This is a genomic window from Bacillus sp. 2CMS4F, assembly GCF_023161785.1.
Classification (GTDB): Bacteria; Bacillota; Bacilli; order Bacillales; family Bacillaceae; genus Bacillus; species Bacillus halotolerans.
In genome coordinates this window covers 174,476-192,330 of record NZ_JALNTO010000006.1, presented here as the reverse complement: position 1 = coordinate 192,330, position 17,855 = coordinate 174,476, and the positions used below count along the sequence as shown (strand labels likewise).

Here is a 17,855-nt window from a genome sequence, read left to right as displayed (position 1 = left end):
ATGAACTTAACATTACGTCTTGCTGAAAAAAAGGATATAGAAGCGGTTGTAGCGATTTATAACTCCACGATTGCCTCACGAAAGGTAACAGCCGATACTGAACCGGTAACTCCGGAAGACCGGATGGCATGGTTTTTGGGACATACAGACGAACGGCCGCTATATGTTGCTGAGGATGAAAGCGGTGACGTGGCTGCCTGGATCAGCTTTGAAAGATTTTACGGCAGGCCTGCTTATAATAAAACAGCCGAGATCAGCATATACATTCATGAATCATGCCGCGGCAAAGGCGCCGGAACGCATTTGCTTCAGGAAGCGCTCCGCATCGCGCCGGAGCTCGGCATCCGCTCGCTTATGGCCTTCATTTTCGGACATAATAAGCCTAGCCTGAAGCTGTTTGAAAAGCACGGTTTCAAGGAATGGGGGTTATTCCCCGGCATTGCCGAAATGGACGGCAAGCGATATGACTTAAAAATATTAGGGAGAGAGCTATCATGATTAGTCTTGATAAAGATGAAAACCATATTGAAAATCACCACGAGGAAAACAGCGTGATCGAGCAGGAGAACAACAGCACAGAGGGCGAAAAACGGGAGCTGAGCGCTGCTGCTGTCAAATCGCTTTCAGACATTGCAAAGTGGGGCAAAATAACAGGAATTCTTTTGATTGTCATGGGCGCGCTGGCTGCCCTGTCGGCTTTAATGACAGTCATAGGCGCTATTCCAGGCGTTCTGCTCATTATTTCAGGCGTATTTCTGATGCGGTCAGCAAAATCAGCAAAAGAGGCGAGCGGAAATCTGACCGGCAGTGCGGGTGAAAGCATGCTGGAGAACTACGGAAAATTTATTAAAATGCAATTATTCTACGCTGCATCAAGTATCGCCGCAGGCCTTATCGGAATCATTTTGCTCATTTTCTTCCTCGTATTTGTCGGCATCGCCGCTTTTGAGGATATGGATACGTATGAAGACCCGGATTCCTATTATTATGAAGATGAGCCCGTATTTGAATAAAAAGAGCTGACCCATGTCAGCTCTTTTTTAATACAGCATTTTCTTGCGTCTGTCTTCTTCAGTCAAAAACTCAACAAAGCTCCGCATCGCAAACGGTTCTTCCTTGATCTGGCGTGTATACGTGTTTTTGCGCTCTTCTGAAAGAATTTCGCTCTTTTTGATTCTGTTCAGCATATAAATATGAACGGTCTTTTGAATTTGTTTATGCTGATAGCCCGCTTCTTTAAAAAATGCTAATCCAAGTGCAGCAAGAAGCGCAAAAAGTCCGGCGCTGATCAGAGACTCTCTGTCTGCTGAAGCATGAAAAAGGAAAGCAGCCAAATTAAAGAGAGAGAATGCAGCAAGCGGAACAGCAAGAAAACGGTAGATGACAGTTTTCTTCATTAAAGGCTGTACAGCCTTTTGAATTTTTTGCATTTCTGTTTTAATGAACCCCGGCATTTGTTCAATTCTGTAAAAGTTCATGTAATTCTCCCCCTTTATTTGATTTTGCAAGGCTTCACGAACGTTATCATATGAGTTTATTTTAACGCAGGTGCAAGCTGGTTTTAAAGAAATCTGCCCGTGTTTTTCGCGAAGAATCTGGATCAACACACTTTATTCTTTTAAAAAGTCAGTGTTATAATTTGTAATGGGAATCAGATTGCTGTTATTCATGGAATACTAATGGCAATCTTCTTGATAAATATGAATTAGCGGGGTTACAAAGTGAGTATTTCTTCCATCCTTTTGTCACTTTTTTTCATTTTGAATATTCTTTTGGCCATCATTGTCATATTCAAAGAACGGCGCGATGCCAGTGCATCATGGGCTTGGCTGCTTGTTCTTTTCTTTATTCCCGTTTTAGGCTTTATTTTATACCTATTATTCGGTCATAATCTCAGACGCAAGCATTTGTTTCAATGGGAGGATCGAAAGAAAATCGGAATCGAAAAGCTGCTGCAGCATCAGCTTGAAGAATTAGAAAACAGGCAATTTCAGTTCAACAACCGGGCAACCTTTGATAATAAGGATTTAATATATATGCTCATCATGAATAATCACGCTGTCTTTACAGAGGATAATTCAGTTGATGTCATAACAGACGGACGTGATAAGTTTCAGCGGCTTTTACATGACATATCAAAGGCAAAGGATCATATCCATCTACAATATTATATTTACAAAGGTGATGAATTAGGAAAAAAATTGCGGGACGCCCTCATTCAAAAAGCGAAAGAAGGTGTTCAGGTCAGGGTTTTGTATGATGAGCTCGGGTCCAGAACGCTGCGCAAAAAGTTTTTTAAAGAACTGCGTGAGGCCGGCGGGCATGTGGAGGTCTTTTTCCCTTCAAAGCTCAGGCCGATTAACCTTCGGCTGAATTACCGCAACCACCGAAAGCTTGTTATCATAGACGGCATAACCGGTTATGTCGGAGGGTTTAATGTCGGGGATGAATATCTCGGGCTCAATCCGAAGTTCGGCTATTGGCGCGATACCCATATTCGATTGCAGGGAACGGCCGTTCACGCCATTCAGACACGATTCATCCTTGACTGGAACCAAGCTTCACATCATCATACGCTCACCTATATCCCGAACCACTTTCCCGATTGCAGCCCAAAGGGAAACGTCGGGATGCAGATTGTTACGAGCGGGCCCGATTCCGAATGGGAACAAATTAAAAATGGCTACATCAAAATGATCTCAAACGCCAAGCGGAACATTTTGATACAAACACCTTATTTTATTCCGGACGCAAGCCTGCTGGATGCATTGAGAATCGCGTGCCTGTCAGGCATTGATGTCAACATTATGATACCGAACAAGCCTGATCATGCTTTTGTATACTGGGCCACGCTTTCATATATCGGGGATCTTTTAAAAGCCGGAGCCACCGTCTATATTTACGATAATGGCTTTATCCATGCGAAAACAATTGTTGTGGATGACGAAATTGCGTCGGTCGGTACAGCGAATATTGACGTCCGAAGCTTCAGGCTGAATTTTGAGGTTAATGCATTTATTTATGATATCAACATTGCCAAAAAACTGGTTTCTACATTTAAAGAAGATTTGCTCGTATCCAGAAAATACACCTACGAGGAATATCAGCAGCGGTCATTATGGATCCGCATCAAGGAATCCGTGTCACGGCTATTGTCGCCGATTTTATAAGATGTGCCAATCCCCCCGGCCTTTATGGCCGGGTTTTTCAGCATGGTCATAATCTATCATCACGCACCCCGTAAAAACGCGCGTGACCTTTCCCATATAGCGTACAACCGTAATAAAAAATCACTAATATGATCACGGTATTTATCAACAGCGGCTTGCACCTCCGGATCGTCAGGCCAAACCCCATTCACACCGCGGCAAATTCCATTCACTATTTTTATTTCTTTATACAAAACTTCTCACAAATAGTGTATAAAAGAAAAGTGAGTATTTTTTTGTAAAGGGGACCCGTGTCAATGAATCCGGAAACGGTCAACAAAACCCTCATCAGTATTTCAAAATGGGGAAAAGCAACAGGCATCTTATTTATTATTATGGGCGCTTTTACTGCGCTTTCAGGCGCTTTCTTTTTTCTTATCGGCGCAGTGCCGGGCGTACTGCAAATCATTTCAGGCATCTTTTTGATGCGGTCAGCAAAAGAAGCAGGCTTAATGGCTGAAAAGCATAGCGGGCAATCTGAGGATTTAATGCTGGAGAACTATGCGAAATTTGTAAAGATGCAAGGGATTTATTTAATCGTGAGCATCGCTGTATCGATTCTGGCGATCATCGCATTCTTCATCTTTCTCATGCTTGGAATTGCCGACGGCATATTCAGCGATTATGATACGTACAGCACCTATTAATTAGAAAAACCCGGAGGATCCTCCGGGTTTTTCTTGTTATTCCGCTTCGCTTACTACTGTGAAGCGTTCATTTTTGTGTGACGGATGTTCAAGCTCATCCAAAACAGCAATCGCATAATCGGCATAGCTGATATAACTGTCGCCTTTTGCGTTTACGATCACATTGTCTTTTCCTTTTTGGTAAGATCCCGTCCGCTTTCCTGCCGGATCAAAAAACGCCGCCGGGCTGAGGAACGTCCAGGAAATAGAGTCTGCCTTTTGCAGGTCTTTCAGGTTCTCTCCTTGATTTGATGCAGTCGGAAGATATTCTTTCGGGAATTCCGGTGTATCCATTAAACGTGTTGTTTTGGCTTCATCAACAAACAGGCTTCCCGCTCCGCCGACGACAAACAATCTTGTATGTTTTGCATCCTTTAGCAGGCTGATTAATGTTCTGCCTGCTTCAACATGAAGATGTTCCTGGCCAGGCGCAGCTCCAAAAGCGTTAACGAGTGCATCGAAAGGCTTGAGATCTTCTGCCGTCAGTTCAAAAACATCTTTCTCTAAAATCGCTGTATCCTGATCCTGCACTTTAGATGCATTTCGGACAATGGCAGTTACCTCGTGACCTCTTTCCTTGGCTTCTTTCAAAATCAGACTTCCCGCTTTTCCGCTTGCACCGATAATCCCTATTTTCATTTTTGATTTCCTCCTTTTTGTAACAATTTTAGTTACATGTTAGTGGTGAGAAGTCATCCCTTTTGATCAAAAGAGATGATTCATTACATCTTTTAATGACTTGCTTGCCAGCTCATTTTCCATCGCTTTTTGCACACTTTCAAATGTCTCATCCAGCGCGCACTGAATTTTTTTGCCTACCGGACACTTCGGGTTCGGGTTTTCATGAACCGCAAATAGTTCCTCTTGGTTTTGAACAGCCCGATATACTTCTAAAAGAGAAATATCAGCCGGATCTTTTTTGAGGCTCGCGCCCGGCACCCCGGCGCGTGATGTGAGAATATCGCCCTTTTTCAGCAGGCTGATCATCCTTCTTACAACAACCGGGTTGGTGTTGACACTGTCAGCGATGATTTCCGAAGACGCTTTTTCATCCATCGAAATGAGAGATAGAATATGAATGGCGACAGCAAGACGGCTGTTAATCATGTTTTTTCACCACCGTTGTAACTATAATAGTTACATTTAATTCGTTTGTCAACATATAATATACACTAAATTTGCGCTTCTTGTGCATCCGTTTAGTCAAAAAACGGCCGGATGCACTCCGGCCGCGTCTTGTCAGAATAAGAAATATCGCTGTCCCAGCGGAACATAATCGACAGGCTGGCAGGACAATTCTTCTCCGTCAGCAAAGACCTGATACGTTTTCGGATCGACTTCAATCTTCGGCAAAGCAGCGTTTAATTTCATATCCAGCTTGCTCAGCTTGCGGATGTTTTTCACAGGAGAAATTCTTTTTTCCAGCCCTAACCTTTCCGCCACACCGCTTTCAATGCCCGCCTGGGACATAAATGTGATGGAAGTTGAGCGGTTGGCTTTACCATAGGAAGCATACATTTGGCGCATGAACACCGGTTCCGGAGTCGGGATAGACGCGTTCGGATCCCCCATTTGCGCGCGTGCTATCATGCCGCCCTTTAAGACCAATTCCGGTTTCACGCCGAAAAATACAGGATCCCACAGGACAAGGTCAGCGAGCTTTCCTTTTTCTACAGAACCGACTTCATGGCTGAGGCCGTGAGTAATTGCCGGATTAATCGTATATTTGGCAATGTAGCGTTTCGCACGTACGTTATCGTTTCCGTTTTCTCCAATGAGAGCGCCGCGCTGTTTTTTCATTTTGTCAGCCACCTGCCAAGTGCGGATAATGACTTCGCCAACCCGCCCCATTGCTTGGGAATCCGATGATGTCATGCTGATCGCGCCGATATCATGGAGAATGTCCTCTGCCGCAATCGTCGCAGCCCTGATTCTGGAATGGCTGAACGCCACGTCCTCGGGCACCTTCGCATCTAAATGGTGACAGACCATCATCATGTCAAGGTGCTCATCCATCGTATTGACGGTGTAAGGGATTGTCGGCGTTGTGGATGACGGCAGAATGTTCGCGTAAGAGGCGAGCTTCATAATATCCGGAGCGTGGCCCCCGCCTGCTCCTTCAATGTGATATGTATGAATCACCCGGTCTCCGATTGCGTCAAGCGTGTTTTCCAGGAAGCCCGCTTCATTGATCGTATCCGTATGGATTGCGACTTGAATATCGGCTTCATCCACAACTTCCATACACGTTTTGATAGCGCTTGGCGTCGTGCCCCAGTCTTCATGAAGCTTCAGGCCGATGGCGCCGGCTTCCACCTGTTCGATCAGCGGCGCTTTATCGGATGCATTCCCTTTTCCTAAGAAGCCGACATTGATCGGGAATTCCTCGGCCGCTTCCAGCATCCTTGCCATATACCATGCACCTGACGTACATGTTGTCGCTTTGCTTCCTGTAGCAGGTCCCGTTCCGCCTCCAAGAAGAGTCGTCACTCCTGAAGAAAGCGCAACTTCCATCTGCTGAGGACAAATAAAGTGAATGTGCGTATCCACTCCTCCAGCCGTTAAAATTTTGCCTTCACCGGAAATCACCTCTGTACCCGCACCGATGACCATATGCGGATCGACTCCATCCATGATATCGGGGTTGCCGCTCTTTCCGACACCCACGATCCGGCCGTCCTTTACACCGACATCCGCTTTAACAATGCCTGTGTAATCCAATAACACGACGTTGGTGATCACCAAATCCAAAGCGCCGTCTTTTCCTGTGATGCTGCCGTTTTGGCCCATGCCGTCACGGATCGTTTTTCCGCCTCCAAAGATCATTTCTTCACCATAAACAGTGAAGTCCTTTTCGACTTCGATCCATAAGTCCGTATCGCCCAATCTGATTTTATCGCCCGTTGTCGGACCAAACAGCTCCGCGTATTGCTCCCGTGACATTTTCATCGAATCACACCCTCCATCCAGCCGGCTTTCTTTAAGTTGGCTAACGTTTTTTCTTTCCCGCGTTCATCGATATACGTATCGGCCATTCCGTTCAGTCCTCTTACTGTTTTTCGTCCGCTGAATTCAACAAGCGTGACCGTTTTCTCCTCACCTGGCTCAAAACGGACCGATGTGCCTGACGGAATGTCGATACGCATGCCGATGGCTTGTTCGCGGTCAAACGATAGCGCACCATTGGCTTCCGCAAAATGAAAATGTGAACCGACCTGAATGGAACGTGATCCGGTGTTTTTCACCGCTATCTCCCGTGTCTGGCGGCCTTCGTTAATCGTAATGGTCCCCTCAGCAATCTGAAATGCTCCCGGTTTCATGACTTCACCTCCGCAGAAATCGGCTGGTGTACTGTGACAAGCTTCACTCCGTCAGGGAATGTAGCTTCCACCTGAATGCTGTCCAGCATCTCAGGCACGCCCTCCATGACATCTTTTTCAGTCAATACATGGCGGCCGGCTTCCATCAGCTCCGCCACTCCCTTTCCATCACGCGCGCCTTCCATGATAAAACAGGTGAGATAAGCGGCAGCCTCGGGATAGTTCAGCAGAACGCCGCGCGCCTTTCGCTGTTTGGCTAATTCTCCCGCTGCAAAAATGAGCAATTTCTCTTGTTCAACCGGTGTCAGTTTCATCTTAGGTCCTCCTTATTATCGTCATTCATAAAGCGGATTGCGTTACATGAATCTCCGGAACGATGCAGGCGGGCCATCACCTCCCTTTCTCAGGATGCTGATCATACGGTGAGATGCCTTTCAAAACAGCGAGCCGTCTCTTCGTCAGCCTTTCCGTGAGCGACGACCGTTCCCCTGTCCATGACGTAAAGATAATCAGCGCACGTTAAGGCGTTCTCTAAGCTGTGTTCCACCAAAACAATTGCAGTCTCTTCTTTTCTGGAAATTTCTAAGATGACTTTTTGAATCAATTCCACGATAGAGGGTTGAATTCCTTCCATTGGTTCATCAAGTAAAATAATTTTTGGATTTCCCATCAGCGCTCTGGCAATCGCAAGCTGCTGCTGCTGTCCTCCGCTTAAATCGCCGCCTTTCCGGTCGAGCATGTCCTTCAAAACAGGAAACCACTGAAAAATCTCTTCCTTGATCCGCCCTCTCCGCTCCTTCTTAGGAAGCGGTTCTTCTCCGAGCAAAAGATTGTCGCGAACAGTTAAAGCGGGGAAGATGTCTCTCCCTTGGGGCACGTACGCAATTCCAGCTCTTGCCCGTTTTTCCGTCTTTTCGTTTTGAACAAACGTTTGATGAAAACGGATCTGCCCCTGTTTGGCCGGGATCAGGCCGATGATCGTTTTCAGCAAAGTGGATTTGCCGACTCCGTTTCGGCCTAATACAGCGACGATCTGCCCGGGGCGGACCTCCATGCTGAGGTTATGCAAAACCATGGATTGATCGTAACCGGATGTCACATTACTGACCGCTATCATGACGCTCCGCTCCTTCCTAAATACACCGCTGCCACCTCTTCATTGCTTGTAATCTCATCCATCGATCCTTCACAAAGCACTCTCCCTTCATGCATCACCGTGACTTTTTTAGAAAACGAGCGGACAAATTCCATATCGTGCTCCACAATTAAAACGGAACACGTTTTGGCAATCTCCTCAAGGAGAGCCCCGGTTTTATCCCGCTCTTTTCCCGTCATACCGGCGATCGGTTCATCCAGCAGCAAAAGCTTCGGCTCCATGGCGAGCTGCATGCCGATTTCGAGCCATTGTTTCTGCCCGTGTGACAGGCTGCCGGCTTCTGCATCCCGCTTCTCTTCTAACCCGATCAGCTTCAGGATGTCTGTCACCCTGTCACGCTGCTCTCTTGTCATACGCGCCATCAGCAGAGAGAGAATCGTTTTTTTCTGCTTCATGGCAAGCTCGATATTTTCAAACACGGTCAGCTGCGAAAAGACACTCGGAGCCTGAAACTTTCTGGCGACGCCCATTTTGGCGATCTGATATTCCGGAACCTTTGTCAGTTCAGCCGTTTCCTGAAACACAATCTCGCCCGAATGCGGCTTTGTTTTCCCGCAAATGATATCCAGCATGGTTGTTTTCCCGGCGCCATTCGGCCCAATCAAAAAGTGAATATCACGTTCCTGTACACTGATATCTGCCCCCTGCAGCGCCCAAAACCCGTCAAACTGAACCTTCACGTCACGGCAGATAAGTATCGGTTTCATATGCAGCCGCTCCTTTCTTTTTAGAGAAGGAAAGCTGGGTTCCAAGCTTTTCAAACAGTCCGACAATCCCTCTTGGCAAGTAAAGCACGACGATCATAAACAGCGCACCGAGGAAATACAGCCAAATGTCAGGATAATATTCGCTTAAATAGCTTTTCATGCCGTTCGTTAACAGCGCGCCCAGCACAGCTCCGAAAATGGAGTGCCTGCCGCCGATCGCCACCCACAGCACCATTTCCACTGAAGGGATGATGCCCATCATTTCCGGCGAGATCATCCCGTCCTGAAGCACAAACAGCATCCCGGCAATTCCCGCCATCGCAGCGGACACACAGTAAATAAACACTTTAAAAACGGTGGAATGATAACCGAAAAAACGCACCCTGTTCTCTCCGTCGCGAACCGCCTGCAAAAGCCGGCCAAAGCGGCTTCTCGTAAGAAACAAAGCGAACACAACAGTAAGGCCGAGAAAAAAGACTGTGGCAAAATACAGGATCTGCTTCAAGGCAGGATCAGCCAGAGAATATTGAAAAATCGTATAGAAGTTGGTAAGTCCATTGGTGCCGCCGGTGATTTCCTGGCTGCCGATGAACAGTGTGACCACCACAACGACGACAGCCTGTGATATCAATGAAAAATAAACTCCCTTTATATTGTTGCGAAACGTAAAATAGCCAAGCAGAAACGCCAGTAGCACAGGCACAGCGACAGCCGCCGCAATTGCAGCGAAAGGGTGCCTGAACAAAGCCCAGATCCACGGCAGTTCGCTGACACCCGCCCACTCCATAAAATCAGGAATGCCGGACGGTGAGGCTTCTATTTTTAAATACATCGCCATGCAGTAGGCGCCCAATCCGAAAAAGACGCCGTGCCCCAAGCTCAAAATGCCTGTATATCCCCAAATCAGGCAAATGCCGACCGCCACAATCGCAAAGCATAAAAACTTCGCCAACAGCCCCAATCGAAACTCCTGAAGAAAGAACGGAGCGGCGATAAAAAGGGCAAACATCACAACATACGGACTGAATTGCGAAAACCGCTTCATCCGGCACCCCCCTAATCAAGTAATCTCGTTCTGACGCTTGCGAGACCCGAAGGCCGCCATTGCAGAAAGAGAATAATAAACGCAAACACCACAACCTTGGCTATGGTGGCGCTTGTCGAATACTCTACAAATGTACTGAGTAATCCCACCATCACAGCCCCGATAATCGTTCCTTTTAATTTTCCGATCCCGCCTAAAATGACGATCATAAAAGCATCGACCAGATAAGACGAACCGAGAGTAGGCCCGATTGACCCGAGCAATGTGAGTGAGCTCCCCGCAATACCGGCCAGCCCGCTTCCAAGCGCAAAAGCCAATGTATCTGTTTTTCTCACAGATACACCAAGACAGGATGCCATACTCCGGTTCAGCGTAACAGCCTGCATCCTCCGCCCCGCCGGAGTTTTAAACAAATAGAATCCCAGCAGCGCAAGCGTAAAAAGAACAAGCGCCAAAATAAACAGCCTTTTATATGGAAAGGTGACCGAAAACAGTGTCACTCCTCCCGACAGCCACTCAGGAGACTGAACAGCGACATTGGGCGCGCCAAAAATGGACCTGGCCGTCTGCTGAAGGATCAAGCTTACCCCCCATGTTGCCAAAAGGCTGTCGAGCGGACGGTCATATAATCGCCTGACAATCACTTTTTCAATGACAATGCCAAGCAGTGCCGCAACTGTAAACGACATGATGACCGCAATAAAAAAGTAATAGGAAAAGAGAGAAGCCGGCAAATAGCTTAAAAACAGCTGCTGAATGACATATGTCGTGTAGGCTCCCGCCATCATCAGCTCACCGTGCGCCATATTCATAATGTTCATCAAACCGAATGTAACGGCCAATCCAATCGCAATGAGAATCAAAATAGAACCGAGACTGATCCCGTTAAATAATTGAGTCACGACGACAGACATGTTCCGCCTCCTCTCCCGCAAACGGCTTTCATTTATTTAGATAACCCCTTTGCCCAGTCGTACGTTTTTAAATACGGATCAGGTTTTACCGGATCACCTGAGTTCCATACTTCTTTAAACTGTCCATCCCCCGTGATTTGCCCGATTCTAACTGTTTTGTAAAGATGCTGTGTATCCCCATCGATTTTCACTGTGCCGCCCGGGGCCTTGAATGCAATCCCGTCAGCCGCTTTCTTCACTTTATCGATCTCAAAGGACTTGGCTTTTTCAACGGCTGCCGCCCAGAGATACACTGCATTATAGCCGGCTTCAATCGGATCACTGGTCACCCTCTTATCTCCGTTCTGCTTTTTGTAATTCTTCACGAATGTCTGATTTTCTGCTGTATTTGTTGTTTGGAAGTAATTCCACACCGCATAATGCCCTTTTAGCACATCTGTCCCGATCCCCCGAATTTCTTCCTCTGCGACACTCGCCGACATGACAGGAATATCATCAGCTGTCACGCCCGCATCTTTCAGCTGTTTGAAAAACGCCACATTGCTGTCACCGTTTAGCGTATTAAAAATGACATCCGGCTGCTTTTCTTTGATTTTGCTGACCAGCGTACTGTAATTAATGTGGCCGAGCGGCGTATACTCTTCACCAGCAACTTCTCCCCCAGCAGCTTTTACTTGTGCTTTAATGATTTTATTGGCTGTTCTCGGGAACACATAATCCGAGCCGATCAGAAAGAATGTCTTGCCTTTATTCTTCAGCAGCCAATCGACAGCCGGCACGATTTGCTGATTTGTCGTTGCTCCGGTATAAAAAATATGAGGCGATGACTCCATGCCTTCGTATTGCACCGGATAGAACAGCAGCCCGTTATTTTGCTCCACAACCGGAAGCATCGCCTTGCGGCTCGCTGATGTCCATCCTCCGAATACAGCCGCCGCTTTGTCCTGCTGAAGCAGCTTTCTCATTTTTTCGGCATAGGTAGGCCAGTCAGATGCCCCGTCCTCCACGACGGGTTCAAGCTTTTTGCCGAGAACGCCGCCTTTTTGGTTGATTTCATGAATAGCCAGCAGCTCTGCATCATGGACGGATACCTCGCTGATTGCCATTGTCCCGCTTAATGAGTGAAGAATCCCAACCTTCACTGAATCCCCGCTTGTGTCAATTTCAACTGTTTTTTTCGCATCTCCGCTGGCTTCCGACACTTTCTTCGGCGCCGTACATCCCGTGATCAGAATCATGATAAGAAACATCAGAAAGACAGCCTGTATTCTAACCCCTTTGCTTTTCATTCAGAACCTCCTTTGTCTGATTGAGTCAACTGATGTCACAAAAGTTAACAACTTATGTCATTTATTATATAGAACAGGCGCATCACTTTAAAGAATATTTAAAAAATTTAGATACTTTAACCAAATCGATTGTCTTTTTTGTTATATTTATTCACATAAAAAAAGGCAAGAAACAATGTTTCTTGCCTTGCCGATCTGATTAATCTTTATCTGTGAATTTATCCTTCGCTTCACCGATACCCTTTTGGACCTCGCCTTTTGCCTTATCTTTTTTGCCTTCAGCCTGCATGTCCGTTTTGTCGGTCATATCTCCGACTTTATCCTTCACTTCTCCCTTTGCTTTATTTAAGCCGCCTTTCATTTTATCTTTTACACTATCGTTACCCATGTGTCATTCTCTCCCTTCATTTAAGTGTGTACTTGTTACCTTCCCGATCTGAGCAGCGGTAAACATTTGAATATTATTTATCGATTTCATAACGCTCTCCGTAACGGAGCACCTTGTAGAGCGCCAGCCCGTCAGATGATTTATTTTCTGAGTAACGGACCGGCAGCAGGGCAAAAAACACATAATACGTAGAAAAGTAGACAAACTGATAGAAAAACACATTTGGCTCCAATACACTGTGTATAATGAGCAAATTCACTGCGAAAATGGTTATTAAGTTAAACAGGCAGCCTCCCGCATAAACGAGTGCGTGTGAGAATCGGTTGTCGATCTTCAGCTCACCGTACCGGCAAAACGAATCCATAAAATAAATGGTTCTGACCTGTATCGGCCCGATCTTGAACAGTTTTTTGCCCATTCCGATATCCAATGAACCCTTCCCGCCAAAAACAAAAGCCATAAAGCTGTGCCCGGCAACATGTATAATAGATACAAGCGGCAGAACGATGAGGAAAGACCATAGAAACTTCACCATATCATCAAATCCAAACATTGAATTCCCCCTCACGCTTGTCATAAACAACAACACATATGCACTCCGCCATTTCTCTGTTTCACAAAATCGCGGCTTTCCATTCGTTTGTGTTCAAAAACAGTATGTAGCGATTTTTCCTGTTCTCCACGGAAATAAACGTCCCGATGCTCCCCTTTTTTTGTATAAAAAAAACCATCCGGCATCAGATGGTTTCGTCTTACACTTGATATAAACAGTCTTCCTTCAGAATCAGCGCTCTCATGCTGACCGCTTTTTCATAGAAAAACACCGCATCTTTATAGTTTTCATGAAGGCTGGAATATGCAGCCGCATCCAGAGCAAATTCCTCAATATACACATACAGGGACTTGGCTTCCATATAATCAAATACCTCTTGAATCATATCCATATTAACGGATTCCACATATAGAGCCTGCAGAAATTTATATTTTTCCAGACTGAAGCTGTCGTTTCGTTTTCGGGCGATGGCAATCCCTTTTTCATAATAATGCATAGCCGCCTGTTCTGCCTGTTTTTTGAAGAGTACACGCGTTAAGCTGAACAGCGCTTTCGGGAGCTGCTCCAGCTGGTGTTCTTCAAAGACAGGAAGCGCTTTTTCAAAGTATGCAGCCGCCTGGTCCAGCTCTCCTTTTTCATCATAACAGTTCCCCATGTTGTAGAGGGCTGATCCGATCAAGCGGGGCTGTCCTTCCAGTAAAGCCAAACGATAAGCGTCATCGAGATGCTCGAGCGCTTTTTCATAATTTCTGTAGTCTATATAGTTTCCTGATATGACAAAATGGCATTGAATTCTTCTGACCCTGTAAAAATCATGAGCCTTGTAGGTCTCAAGCGCCTGTATCGCATGATTCATGGAAAAGTGGGTCTGCTTCATAATATAAAATACTTCCGCTACTTTAAAATGAAATTCCGCTCTTTCAATATCATCCTCTACAAACGCAAGCATTTTCTCAGCTTTCCGATAGAAAGATATGGCTGAGATGTAATTGTTCTGTTCAAATTCATACATCCCTCTGAACAAATGAAAATAATACTCAGATAATCCCGAGATGCTGTCCTTGCTGCTTTCCAGCCTCTCGATCAATTCACGATATTGGAGCTGAGATTCCTCGTGCAGGTCGGGCTTTACATAATCAAGCATAATTTGATGACGGTAGCTGATCAGCTGATAGTACAACAGAAGCAGCTGATCCTCTTCCATATGTTCTATATCATGATCAATCTCTTCCTTCAGCTGAACGGCATCAGCCACTTGAAATGCTAAAATGTGCTTATACCACTGATTGATTTTTACTCCTACTTGAGATGACGGGATCTCGTAAGCGGCCATGCCTCTCCAACCCTTTCTATGAACTAGTGGTTATATTTTATCATATTGTATGGCTTTGGAATTAAAATTTCTTCCAGTGATTCCTTCTTTTTGCCTATCCTTATATTTTTCGGTTTCTGATTGGATTTTCTGCACTTTTTTGTGCATTACAGTTTTTGACACAAAAAAGCTTACCGGACTTAGCCGATAAGCTTTTATCATATTAACCGCCAATATAAGACATTTCCACTTTCTTTTTGCCCGCTGTTTTTGAAAGAGTCCGGTCAACTGAATATTGGTCTATCCGATTCTTCCACACTGTACCGATCATCGCTGTCAGCTCGCCGTCACTTAATCCCTGCCGAACCGGTGCTCTGAGGTCATATCCGCTTGAAGCAAACAGGCAAGTAAACAACTCACCGCGCGCAGACAGGCGGGCCCTGTTACACGAGCCGCAGAACGCATCAGATACAGAAGAAATCACGCCGATTTCGCCAGATCCGTCCAAGTAGCGAAACCTTGAAGCAACTTCCCCTTTATAATTAGGCGCAATCGGCTCAACAGGCATGTGTTCATTGATTACATCAATGATTTCCGCCTTTGTCATGACGTCTTTCTTTTCCCATTGGTTGGTGTTGCCGACGTCCATAAATTCGATGAATCTCAAGATATGCCCTTTTTCTTTAAAATAGCGCGCCATAGGCAGGATATCTTTTTCATTGACGCCCCTTTGGACGACCATGTTGATTTTAACGCCGAGCCCTGCTTGTTTCGCCGCTTCAATGCCTTCAAGCACCTTGCTGACAGAAACCCCTCGCCCGTTGATCATTTTAAAGCGTTCGTCCTCTAATGAATCAAGGCTGATGGTCACCCGTTTCAAGCCGGCTTCTTTGAGCTTCTCGGCATAAACAGGCAGCAGCGACCCGTTTGTCGTCATCGCAATATCACGGAGACCCGGAATGCGGGCCAGTTTTTTGATTAATTCGGGCATGTCCTTTCTCATGAGCGGCTCTCCGCCGGTCAAGCGGATTTTCTCCACTCCGAACCTGGTGACAAACAGCGTCGCAAGCCGTTCCAATTCCTCAAATGAAAGCAGCTCCTCTTTCTTTAAAAAAGGATAATCCGGGCCGAATAACTCGGCTGGCATACAGTACGTGCATCGGAAGTTGCAGCGGTCTGTAACAGAAATGCGAAGGTCTCTGAGCGGTCTGTTCCTTTTATCTAACATCTGGCGAGATTCTGTATTCATTGCTGCAGCCCCTCCTGTCCCTCAATTCTCTCGGGATGTGTATACACATTAAAAGATCCGTCTCTCACAAAACCGATCGCTGTAATATTTAATTCTTCTGCCATTTGAATCGCAAGCTCTGTCGGGGCCGATTTTGAAATCACAATCGACACGCCGATTTTTGCCGCTTTTAACAGCACTTCTGATGAGATTCTTCCGCTGAAGACAATCAGTTTATCGCGGACGGACATCCCATTCAGCAGACAATGTCCGTATAATTTATCAAGCGCGTTGTGACGGCCGATATCTGTTCGCATCAAAAGCACTTTCTCCGTATCGCAAAGCGCCGCATTATGCACGCCTCCCGTCTCCTGAAATGTCCCGCTCCCTTTTTGCATGTCTTTCATGAGCGCCAGACAAGATTCAGGTGAAATCTTCATTTGGCTGACAGCCGTCTTGGCGGTTTTGACATCCTGCTGAAAATAAAAATGGCGGCCCTTTCCGCAGCACGAGCCGATTACCCGTTTCGTATATTCCTGTTGATCCAATGTCTCAGGATGAACGAGATCGACATACACAAAACCGAGACTTTCATCTATTGTAAACCTTTTAATCTCTTTTTGAAATCGAATAACACCCTCAGATGCGAGAAATCCGATGACGAGCTCTTTGATATGCTCCGGTGTGCAAACGAGCGTGACAAACTCACTGCCGTTCACCATCACCGTCAACGGATATTCTGTCACCATCCGGTCGGTTTGCCTGCTCATTTCCCCTTGTTCATAACGCCATATCTCCCTGACCGCAGTTACTTTATCGTTCAATGTCTCTTCCCCTCCGCAATGTTCCTGCCTTTATATTTTTTCACACTCCTCAGATTTTGTCGAATCCTGTTATAAAAAAAAGAGCCCATTCTAAAGGACTCTACGTTTGGTTATGCTGATTCTTTTTCAGGATCATAAACAGCACAAGAGCTGCGATCAAAGTGAGCATGCTGACAAAAAAGAAAGCTGCCAGTTTCAGAAAAACACCGAGCAATATGAAAACCACGGCGGCTATAAGGAATATCAGTCCTAACAATCTCATGTTTTCAACCCCTTTTACGGGTATCATTCCCGCCGGCCCTGTTTTTAAACCAATAGAAAAAGGCGCCTGGGGGAGCGCCTTTTCATTCGGTTACTCAGTAAATTTTTGTGCTTCTTTTTCCCAGGCCTGCTCAAATTCTTCCGCGCTGTCAGCTGAAATATATTCTCCGCCGCCAGCAACAGCCGCCTGTTTCATTTCCGCGTTTCCTTTCACATCAAAGTTGAAGCCGATAATATTTACAATCGTATCTACATTCGCTTCACGAAGCTTTTCAATTTCATCAGCAGGATTTCCGCCGCATGTTTCTTCACCGTCAGTGATTAAATACACCACGTTTTTCCCGTCTGCATCAAACGCTTCAAATTCTTTTCTTGTATCAGAAAGCGCTTTGGCAATTGGCGTCCAGCCGGTCGGTTTGACGCCGCTTAATGAATGGTCAAAGAGCGTTCCTTCATATGGATGGAGGCCGTAAATCGTTTCTGTTGTGCTGCATGAAAGAGCCTTTCCGGAAAGTTTATTGTTTCCCGCATGTCCAAAGACGCGAAGCATCAGATTTGTATCCTCAGGAAGCAGCTCGGCAAAAGACTTTACAGATTTTTTTGCAATGTCTATTTTTCGTTCTCCTCCTGTTTTTTGAACCATACTTCCGCTTCCATCAAACAGGACAGCTACATTCGTGTCGGCTTTTTTCTCAGCGGCAAAAGACGGTGACGCAATGGAGACAGTCAACAGTCCAATAATACCGGCAGTCAGTAATTTTTTCATGTTCAACTTCCTTTCTTTATCATATTTTCCAACCATTTGTTGGATACTTCTTTATGCTAGAATATGAAACCGCAAAATGATATAGGGCAAGCTGCCTTTTATCTCCCTTTCACTCTCTATTCAAAATCGCTGGAAACCTCAATATTTTTTAGCCATTTCCGCCCAAAAAATATAGAAAGAATGTAACACCATTCATT

22 protein-coding genes are annotated in these 17,855 nt (G+C 45.8%); 4 read left to right on the top strand and 18 right to left on the bottom strand.

All coding sequences use genetic code 11. The features are described from left to right. Both MTN95_RS11470 and MTN95_RS11465 read left to right on the top strand, forming a co-directional pair. Positions 1 to 498 carry a GNAT family N-acetyltransferase gene (locus MTN95_RS11470; RefSeq protein WP_105954090.1) on the top strand — a complete coding sequence of 166 codons (498 nt, stop codon included), beginning with the start codon at positions 1 to 3 and terminating at the stop codon, positions 496 to 498. Further along, entirely contained in the window at positions 495 to 1,013 is a 519-nt protein-coding gene (locus MTN95_RS11465) for a DUF5362 family protein (protein ID WP_105990822.1), read from the top strand. The genes MTN95_RS11470 and MTN95_RS11465 overlap by 4 nt, the downstream gene beginning before the upstream one ends. A gap of 27 nt (positions 1,014 to 1,040) precedes the next feature. Here MTN95_RS11465 and MTN95_RS11460 read toward each other — a convergent pair whose 3' ends face one another. Continuing rightward, positions 1,041 to 1,478, bottom strand: a complete 438-nt coding sequence (locus tag MTN95_RS11460) for a DUF5392 family protein (protein WP_024123133.1) — start codon at positions 1,476 to 1,478, stop codon at positions 1,041 to 1,043. 243 nt (positions 1,479 to 1,721) lie between these two features. Here MTN95_RS11460 and cls point away from each other — a divergent pair, with 243 nt between their 5' ends. Both cls and MTN95_RS11450 read left to right on the top strand, forming a co-directional pair. Then, complete coding sequence (cls, locus tag MTN95_RS11455) at positions 1,722 to 3,170, top strand: cardiolipin synthase (RefSeq protein WP_024123134.1); 1,449 nt, start codon at positions 1,722 to 1,724, stop codon at positions 3,168 to 3,170. 296 nt (positions 3,171 to 3,466) lie between these two features. Continuing rightward, positions 3,467 to 3,856: a DUF5362 family protein gene (locus MTN95_RS11450; RefSeq protein ID WP_024123135.1), complete on the top strand. Its 390-nt coding sequence runs from the start codon at positions 3,467 to 3,469 to the stop codon at positions 3,854 to 3,856. A 36-nt stretch (positions 3,857 to 3,892) separates the two neighbouring features. On the opposite strand, the gene MTN95_RS11445 is transcribed toward MTN95_RS11450, so the two are convergent. The 17 genes from MTN95_RS11445 to MTN95_RS11365 all read right to left on the bottom strand — a co-directional run bounded on the left by MTN95_RS11445 (position 3,893) and on the right by MTN95_RS11365 (position 17,658). Beyond that, positions 3,893 to 4,534, bottom strand: a complete 642-nt coding sequence (locus tag MTN95_RS11445) for an NAD(P)-dependent oxidoreductase (protein ID WP_024123136.1) — start codon at positions 4,532 to 4,534, stop codon at positions 3,893 to 3,895. Positions 4,535 to 4,600: 66 nt separating this feature from the next. Further along, the gene (locus tag MTN95_RS11440; RefSeq protein ID WP_024123137.1) at positions 4,601 to 5,002 is read right to left on the bottom strand and encodes an Rrf2 family transcriptional regulator; all 402 of its coding nucleotides are present in this window, start codon (positions 5,000 to 5,002) and stop codon (positions 4,601 to 4,603) included. Between the two features lie 132 nt (positions 5,003 to 5,134). Beyond that, positions 5,135 to 6,844 carry an urease subunit alpha gene (ureC, locus tag MTN95_RS11435; RefSeq protein WP_069486802.1) on the bottom strand — a complete coding sequence of 570 codons (1,710 nt, stop codon included), beginning with the start codon at positions 6,842 to 6,844 and terminating at the stop codon, positions 5,135 to 5,137. Continuing rightward, positions 6,841 to 7,215: an urease subunit beta gene (gene ureB, locus MTN95_RS11430; RefSeq protein WP_024123139.1), complete on the bottom strand. Its 375-nt coding sequence runs from the start codon at positions 7,213 to 7,215 to the stop codon at positions 6,841 to 6,843. The genes ureC and ureB overlap by 4 nt, the downstream gene beginning before the upstream one ends. Further along, on the bottom strand, positions 7,212 to 7,529 hold the full coding sequence (gene ureA / locus MTN95_RS11425) for an urease subunit gamma (RefSeq protein ID WP_024123140.1): 318 nt from the start codon (positions 7,527 to 7,529) through the stop codon (positions 7,212 to 7,214). The genes ureB and ureA overlap by 4 nt, the downstream gene beginning before the upstream one ends. 101 nt (positions 7,530 to 7,630) lie before the next feature. Beyond that, positions 7,631 to 8,332, bottom strand: coding sequence for an urea ABC transporter ATP-binding subunit UrtE (gene urtE, locus MTN95_RS11420; protein WP_202853141.1), 702 nt, complete (start codon positions 8,330 to 8,332; stop codon positions 7,631 to 7,633). Continuing rightward, the gene (gene urtD, locus MTN95_RS11415; protein ID WP_105954095.1) at positions 8,329 to 9,078 is read right to left on the bottom strand and encodes an urea ABC transporter ATP-binding protein UrtD; all 750 of its coding nucleotides are present in this window, start codon (positions 9,076 to 9,078) and stop codon (positions 8,329 to 8,331) included. Before urtD ends, urtE begins: the two co-directional genes overlap by 4 nt. Beyond that, entirely contained in the window at positions 9,053 to 10,123 is a 1,071-nt protein-coding gene (gene urtC / locus MTN95_RS11410; protein ID WP_248338202.1) for an urea ABC transporter permease subunit UrtC, read from the bottom strand. The genes urtD and urtC overlap by 26 nt, the downstream gene beginning before the upstream one ends. Positions 10,124 to 10,134: 11 nt before the next feature. Then, positions 10,135 to 11,037 (bottom strand): urea ABC transporter permease subunit UrtB, encoded by a 903-nt coding sequence (urtB, locus tag MTN95_RS11405; RefSeq protein WP_105954097.1) that lies wholly within the window; start codon positions 11,035 to 11,037, stop codon positions 10,135 to 10,137. A gap of 32 nt (positions 11,038 to 11,069) precedes the next feature. Further along, the gene (gene urtA / locus MTN95_RS11400; RefSeq protein ID WP_248338201.1) at positions 11,070 to 12,326 is read right to left on the bottom strand and encodes an urea ABC transporter substrate-binding protein; all 1,257 of its coding nucleotides are present in this window, start codon (positions 12,324 to 12,326) and stop codon (positions 11,070 to 11,072) included. Positions 12,327 to 12,525: 199 nt separating this feature from the next. Further along, positions 12,526 to 12,714: a stress response protein CsbD gene (csbD, locus tag MTN95_RS11395; RefSeq protein ID WP_024123146.1), complete on the bottom strand. Its 189-nt coding sequence runs from the start codon at positions 12,712 to 12,714 to the stop codon at positions 12,526 to 12,528. 73 nt (positions 12,715 to 12,787) lie between these two features. Then, positions 12,788 to 13,267 (bottom strand): hypothetical protein, encoded by a 480-nt coding sequence (locus MTN95_RS11390; RefSeq protein ID WP_024123147.1) that lies wholly within the window; start codon positions 13,265 to 13,267, stop codon positions 12,788 to 12,790. 199 nt (positions 13,268 to 13,466) lie between these two features. Further along, positions 13,467 to 14,600, bottom strand: a complete 1,134-nt coding sequence (locus MTN95_RS11385) for a response regulator aspartate phosphatase (RefSeq protein WP_059353697.1) — start codon at positions 14,598 to 14,600, stop codon at positions 13,467 to 13,469. A 202-nt stretch (positions 14,601 to 14,802) separates the two neighbouring features. Then, positions 14,803 to 15,828 carry a GTP 3',8-cyclase MoaA gene (gene moaA / locus MTN95_RS11380; RefSeq protein ID WP_059292355.1) on the bottom strand — a complete coding sequence of 342 codons (1,026 nt, stop codon included), beginning with the start codon at positions 15,826 to 15,828 and terminating at the stop codon, positions 14,803 to 14,805. Next, positions 15,825 to 16,631: a formate dehydrogenase accessory sulfurtransferase FdhD gene (fdhD, locus tag MTN95_RS11375; protein ID WP_248338200.1), complete on the bottom strand. Its 807-nt coding sequence runs from the start codon at positions 16,629 to 16,631 to the stop codon at positions 15,825 to 15,827. The genes moaA and fdhD overlap by 4 nt, the downstream gene beginning before the upstream one ends. 100 nt (positions 16,632 to 16,731) lie before the next feature. Continuing rightward, complete coding sequence (locus MTN95_RS11370; RefSeq protein ID WP_010332220.1) at positions 16,732 to 16,893, bottom strand: hypothetical protein; 162 nt, start codon at positions 16,891 to 16,893, stop codon at positions 16,732 to 16,734. Positions 16,894 to 16,983: 90 nt separating this feature from the next. After that, positions 16,984 to 17,658, bottom strand: coding sequence for a vWA domain-containing protein (locus tag MTN95_RS11365; RefSeq protein ID WP_229044178.1), 675 nt, complete (start codon positions 17,656 to 17,658; stop codon positions 16,984 to 16,986). Positions 17,659 to 17,855: the final 197 nt, after the last annotated feature.

Excerpts from the sequence above, each read along its gene's own strand:
- MTN95_RS11470 (WP_105954090.1), top strand. The coding sequence starts at position 1 with ATGAACTTAACATTACGTCTTGCTGAAAAAAAGGATATAGAAGCGGTT.
- MTN95_RS11465 (WP_105990822.1), top strand. The coding sequence starts at position 495 with ATGATTAGTCTTGATAAAGATGAAAACCATATTGAAAATCACCACGAG.
- MTN95_RS11460 (WP_024123133.1), bottom strand. The coding sequence starts at position 1,478 with ATGAACTTTTACAGAATTGAACAAATGCCGGGGTTCATTAAAACAGAA.
- MTN95_RS11450 (WP_024123135.1), top strand. The coding sequence starts at position 3,467 with ATGAATCCGGAAACGGTCAACAAAACCCTCATCAGTATTTCAAAATGG.
- MTN95_RS11445 (WP_024123136.1), bottom strand. The coding sequence starts at position 4,534 with ATGAAAATAGGGATTATCGGTGCAAGCGGAAAAGCGGGAAGTCTGATT.
- MTN95_RS11440 (WP_024123137.1), bottom strand. The coding sequence starts at position 5,002 with ATGATTAACAGCCGTCTTGCTGTCGCCATTCATATTCTATCTCTCATT.
- ureC (WP_069486802.1), bottom strand. The coding sequence starts at position 6,844 with ATGAAAATGTCACGGGAGCAATACGCGGAGCTGTTTGGTCCGACAACG.
- ureB (WP_024123139.1), bottom strand. The coding sequence starts at position 7,215 with ATGAAACCGGGAGCATTTCAGATTGCTGAGGGGACCATTACGATTAAC.
- ureA (WP_024123140.1), bottom strand. The coding sequence starts at position 7,529 with ATGAAACTGACACCGGTTGAACAAGAGAAATTGCTCATTTTTGCAGCG.
- urtE (WP_202853141.1), bottom strand. The coding sequence starts at position 8,332 with ATGATAGCGGTCAGTAATGTGACATCCGGTTACGATCAATCCATGGTT.
- urtD (WP_105954095.1), bottom strand. The coding sequence starts at position 9,078 with ATGAAACCGATACTTATCTGCCGTGACGTGAAGGTTCAGTTTGACGGG.
- urtC (WP_248338202.1), bottom strand. The coding sequence starts at position 10,123 with ATGAAGCGGTTTTCGCAATTCAGTCCGTATGTTGTGATGTTTGCCCTT.
- urtB (WP_105954097.1), bottom strand. The coding sequence starts at position 11,037 with ATGTCTGTCGTCGTGACTCAATTATTTAACGGGATCAGTCTCGGTTCT.
- urtA (WP_248338201.1), bottom strand. The coding sequence starts at position 12,326 with ATGAAAAGCAAAGGGGTTAGAATACAGGCTGTCTTTCTGATGTTTCTT.
- csbD (WP_024123146.1), bottom strand. The coding sequence starts at position 12,714 with ATGGGTAACGATAGTGTAAAAGATAAAATGAAAGGCGGCTTAAATAAA.
- MTN95_RS11390 (WP_024123147.1), bottom strand. The coding sequence starts at position 13,267 with ATGTTTGGATTTGATGATATGGTGAAGTTTCTATGGTCTTTCCTCATC.
- MTN95_RS11385 (WP_059353697.1), bottom strand. The coding sequence starts at position 14,600 with ATGGCCGCTTACGAGATCCCGTCATCTCAAGTAGGAGTAAAAATCAAT.
- moaA (WP_059292355.1), bottom strand. The coding sequence starts at position 15,828 with ATGAATACAGAATCTCGCCAGATGTTAGATAAAAGGAACAGACCGCTC.
- MTN95_RS11370 (WP_010332220.1), bottom strand. The coding sequence starts at position 16,893 with ATGAGATTGTTAGGACTGATATTCCTTATAGCCGCCGTGGTTTTCATA.
- MTN95_RS11365 (WP_229044178.1), bottom strand. The coding sequence starts at position 17,658 with ATGAAAAAATTACTGACTGCCGGTATTATTGGACTGTTGACTGTCTCC.